Consider the following 4,558-nt stretch of genomic DNA (forward strand, 5'->3'; position numbering starts at 1 on the left):
AGATGTGTATAAGAGACAGCCGGCTTCCATGCCCACAACTACATGCGCCCCATGCGGTTGCACGGGCGGGACGGGGTCAGCATCGACGACGCCTGGGCGAAGGGTCCGCGCGCCTACCAGATGACCGCGATTCCCGGTTTCCCGAACCTGTTCACGGTGTTGGGCCCCAATTCGCCCACCGGGTCGATCTCCCTGCAGTACACCTCGGAGCTGACCGCGCGTTACATCGCGCAGTGGCTGGCGAGGTTCCGGGCCGGCGAGCTGTCCACCGTGGAGGTCACCGATCAGGCCACGACGCGGTTCAACGACGACGTCGCGATCGCGATGGGCCCGACGGTGTGGAACACCGGCTGTAACTCCTGGTACCTCACCGAGGGCGGCGCGGTGGATCTGTGGCCGTTCGACCGCGCGAGGATGAAGACCATGCTGGGCAGCCCCGATCCGGCGGACTTCCACCTCGGCTGACCCGGCCATCTCGGCTGGTACGGCCGTCAGTCCTCGCCGCGTGCCACCGGCCGGGAGGGTTCCGCACTCCACTGCGACCATGATCCCGGGAACATGGCCGCAGAGCGGCCGCCGGCGGCCAGTGCCGCGACGATCACGGTGGCACTGATCCCAGAACCGCAGTAGGCGCCCACCGCGTCGTCGGAGCCGACACCCCGGTCGGCCAGCAACCGGGCGATCGCGTCGTCGGGCAGGAAGGTTCCGTCGCCGTCCAACAGGGCGGTGAACGGCAGGTTCTTGGCTCCCGGGATGTGACCGGCGGCCGCATCGATCGGCTCCACCTCGGCGCGGAACCGTTCGGGGGCGCGGGCGTCGAGCAATGCCACCGCGCCGGTGCGGGCGCCCTCGCCGGCCTCGTCGGCAGTCAGCGTGGGCCGCAGGCCTTCATAGAGATCCTCGGGCAGCAGGGTGACGTTGCCCGGTTCGGGGGAGACCTCTCCGGTCTGCAACTCGCCGCCGGCCCGAGTCCACGCCGGTAGGCCACCGTCGAGAACACGAACGTTCGCCACTCCGGAGGTGGTCAGCAGCCACCACAACCGCGCGGAAGCGGCCCGATTCCAGTCGTCGTAGACCACTACCGGCCGATCACGCCGCACGCCCCATCGCCGGGCGGCGGCTTCCAGATTGCGGCCGGTCGGCAGGGGGTGACGGCCCCGACCGGGCACGGTGTGGTCGGACAACTCGTCTTCGAGCGAGACATACACCGCACCCGGCAGGTGGCCGTGAAGATACGCCTGACGCCCGTCCGGTGCCTCCAGGCTCCAGCGGACGTCGAGAATGGTTACCGGATCACCGGTCCGCAGGAGCTCGCTGAGCTCCGCGGCGGTGATCAGGACCTTTCCGCGCGGGTCCACCGCGGGGGTCCCGCTCAGTAGTTGTTGCAGGAGTTGGCGACCGAAGTGATGGTGCCGACGTACTGCTGAGCCTCCGGCATGCCCTGGACCATGGTGGCCAGTTGCTGGCGCTTGGCCGGCGGAGCGTTCAGGAACATCTGCAGCATGCCCTGCGCGTTCGGGTTGGCGTCGAACTCGGCGGCTGCGGAGGGGTTCTCTGCGACCAGCGCCTGATGAACCTGCGAGTAGTTGCAGGTGGTGTTGATGATCGGGCCGAGGTCGGGGCTCGCAGCTGCGAACCCGGCTCCGGCTGAGAGCGACAGAGCCAGACTGCCCGCTGCGACTGCGAACCTGGTCAACGACAGAGAGGCCATTTTGCGGACGCCTTTCACCAATGCACTTTTACGGGAACTGAAGACCTAGTCAAGACTGGCCAAGCTTAGCCGACCACCGCGCAACTCGCTGAAGTCGCAGCTAGCGGCGATCTGGGGTGCTTACGAGCCGTGGCCGGGCTCGGTGCGCCACCACGGTGTGGGTTGCCGGGCAGCCCAGCCGTTGATGCCCTCCAGCTCAGCGGCCAGCGAGACCAACAGGCCATCGCTGTTGGCCGGCCCCATCAACTGCACTCCTATCGGCAAGCCCTCGGAGGTGAACCCGGCAGGCACGCTGATCGACGGCCACCCCAGCAGGTTCCACGGCCAGGTGACGGGGCAGGCCGCGATCATGGTGCGGTCGGTCTCCCAGCTGCCCAGGTCGTCGAATGTGTTCACCAGTGGTGGCGGCTGGGCAGTGGTGGGCGCCAGGACCACGTCGACGATCCGGAAGATCGAGCCCACCCGACGCTGATCCTGCGCCTCGTGGGCGCGGGCCTTGCGCAACACGGCCTGCGACAGCAGCCGGCCGGTGCGCATGTTGGCCAAGGTCCGCTGGTCCAGGTTGACACCGCCGCCGAGCCTGTTGGCGGCGGCCCACACCCCGGCGGTGGACCGGGACAGGAAATTCCACGACAGCCGCAGCCCGTAATCGGGGTTGCCCGGGAGGACGACGTGCCCGAGCAGCCGCAGCTGCTCGGCGGTGCGTTCCAGCGCGGCCCGGATCTCCGGATCCAGGCGAGCCGGGAACCCGGTGTAGGGGAACTGAGTCGACAGCGCGATACGCAGTTGACCCGGTGCGGTCCGCACATAGTCGGAGACCTTCATCGGCGGCGGTTTGTGCAGGTCCCCGTCGGCGTTGCCGGAGACCGCGTCCAGCACCAGCGCGGCGTCCTCGACGGTGCGGGCCAGTACTCCGTTGACGGTGAGTCCGTTGAACGCCTCCGGCAGCGGCCAGGTGGAGATGCGGCCACGCTGGGGCTTGATGCCGACCAGGTGCGTCCATGCGGCGGGGATACGCACGCTGCCGGCTCCATCGGATCCGATGGCCGCGGCGACCAGACCCGCGGCCACCGCCGCGGCGCTGCCTCCGGACGACCCGCCGGGAGTGTGCCGACGGGACCAGGGATTGCGGGTGTGGCCGAACCCGGGGCCACTGGTGAACGGCCACTGTCCCAGTTCGCAGGTGTTGGTCTTGCCGACGATCACCGCGCCGGCGGCCCGCAGCCGGCGCACCACCTCGGCGTCGTGGCCGGCGGGCTCGACATAGCCGGAGGCGCCGAACGAGGTGGCGACCCCCGCGATGTCGGTGTCGTCTTTGACCGCGATCGGGATGCCCAGCAGCGGGGCGCGGTGCCCGGCGGCCCGACGCCGGTCGGCTTCCGCGGCGCTGACCAGCGCAGACTCGGTGAACACCACCCGGAAGGCGTTCAGGGTGGACTGGCTGGCGTCGATGGCGTGTAGCGCGCGACGCACCAGGTCGACGGAGGTCGCCTCGCCGCTGGCCAGCTGGTAGAGCTGCTCGGTGAGGGTGGGGAAGCGGGTGCCGGACGCCGCGGGCGGGTGGGTCATCGGTGATGAGAGTATCGGCGTGCCGTACGGGTGGGTGTCGTCGAAACACCCCCTCGCGATGCGAAACTGGTCCGATGCGGCTGTACCGGGACCGGGCGGTGGTGCTGCGCCAGCACAAGCTCGGCGAAGCCGACCGGATCGTCACTTTGCTCACCCGCGACCACGGGCTGGTCCGCGCGGTGGCCAAGGGGGTGCGTCGTACCCGCAGCAAGTTCGGTGCCAGGCTGGAGCCGTTCGCCCACATCGACGTTCAGCTGCACCCCGGCCGCAATCTCGACATCGTCACCCAGGTGGTGTCGGTGGATGCCTTCGCCTCCGACATCGTCAGCGACTACGGCCGCTACACCTGCGCCTGCGTGATTTTGGAGACCGCGGAACGTCTGGCCGGTGCCGAGCGAGCCCCGGCGACGGCGTTGCACCGGCTCACCGTTGGGGCGCTGCGCGCGGTGGCCGACGGTCGGCGCCCTCGCGAGCTGGTGCTGGACGCCTATCTGTTGCGTGCCATGTCGGTGGCCGGGTGGGCGCCGGCACTGACCGAGTGCGCCCGTTGCGCCACCCCCGGTCCGCATCGGGCATTTCATGTCGCGGCCGGCGGCAGCGTCTGCGGGCATTGCCGTCCGGCTGGGTCGACCACCCCGCCGATGGGTGTGCTGGATCTGATGGCGGCATTGCATGACGGCGACTGGGAGGTCGCGGAGCTTTCCACGGCGTCGCATCGCAGCCATGCCAGCGGATTGGTGGCCGCCCATCTGCAGTGGCACCTGGAGCGACGGCTTCGGACCCTGCCGCTGGTGGAGCGGGTTCAACCCCGGGCCACCGGCAGCGAAGGCTGATCGACCGGCACCTACCTGGGGATTGCGTCCGTTTCGGTGGACTATGCGGGCGTCGGCGGTAGGCTGATGCGACTTCACGATCCCTAGGTTCAATCAGGAAGGCAGGCCGAATGTTTCACGACACCGGGTGGGGGCGCTGGGCGCACAGGACGACACCGGGCTACGGAGCCGGTATCGGTGCGGCGGCCGGAGCGCTACTCGTCGTGGGAATGATCCCGGCGGTGACTTCCTGTGCGCGGGCCGCCGAACCCGCTCCGGTCTCCGGGATTACGGCGCCGTTGCCGGCGAACGGCCCCGGTGCCGATGGTGCTGACGGTGCTGACGGTGCCAACGGAGCTGACGGTGCGCCCGGAGCCGACGGTGCCCCAGGTGCCGGTGGCCTGGGGGGCCAGGGCGGCCAGGGCGGTAAAGGTGGCCAGGGCGGCAACTGTCTCTTATACACATC

The 4,558-nt window shown here is 69.5% G+C and carries 5 protein-coding genes and 1 pseudogene; 3 read left to right on the forward strand and 3 right to left on the reverse strand.

Annotated features, from left to right (window positions below; all coding sequences use genetic code 11):
- Window positions 1-21 precede the first annotated feature (21 nt).
- A pseudogene (locus LI94_RS20390) lies at window positions 22-465 on the forward strand (monooxygenase); the annotation flags it as partial.
- 26 nt (window positions 466-491) lie between these two features.
- Here the strand turns inward: LI94_RS20390 and LI94_RS20395 are convergent.
- From LI94_RS20395 to LI94_RS20405, 3 genes are all read right to left on the reverse strand, one after another.
- The gene (locus LI94_RS20395; protein WP_046302358.1) at window positions 492-1,358 is read right to left on the reverse strand and encodes a sulfurtransferase; all 867 of its coding nucleotides are present in this window, start codon (window positions 1,356-1,358) and stop codon (window positions 492-494) included.
- 14 nt (window positions 1,359-1,372) lie between these two features.
- Window positions 1,373-1,711, reverse strand: a complete 339-nt coding sequence (locus tag LI94_RS20400) for a hemophore-related protein (protein WP_024440675.1) — start codon at window positions 1,709-1,711, stop codon at window positions 1,373-1,375.
- Window positions 1,712-1,831: 120 nt separating this feature from the next.
- A complete protein-coding gene (locus tag LI94_RS20405) occupies window positions 1,832-3,280 on the reverse strand; it encodes an amidase (protein ID WP_125079285.1) in 1,449 nt (482 codons plus the stop codon).
- 74 nt (window positions 3,281-3,354) lie between these two features.
- Here LI94_RS20405 and recO point away from each other — a divergent pair, with 74 nt between their 5' ends.
- Window positions 3,355-4,113 carry a DNA repair protein RecO gene (gene recO, locus LI94_RS20410; protein WP_046302359.1) on the forward strand — a complete coding sequence of 253 codons (759 nt, stop codon included), beginning with the start codon at window positions 3,355-3,357 and terminating at the stop codon, window positions 4,111-4,113.
- Between the two features lie 110 nt (window positions 4,114-4,223).
- Window positions 4,224-4,558, forward strand: a 335-nt coding sequence (locus LI94_RS23390; RefSeq protein WP_204368864.1) for a hypothetical protein, incomplete at its 3' end; no start/stop codon positions are given.

Source organism: Mycobacterium sp. UM_Kg27, from assembly GCF_000972905.1.
Lineage (GTDB): Bacteria > Actinomycetota > Actinomycetes > Mycobacteriales > Mycobacteriaceae > Mycobacterium.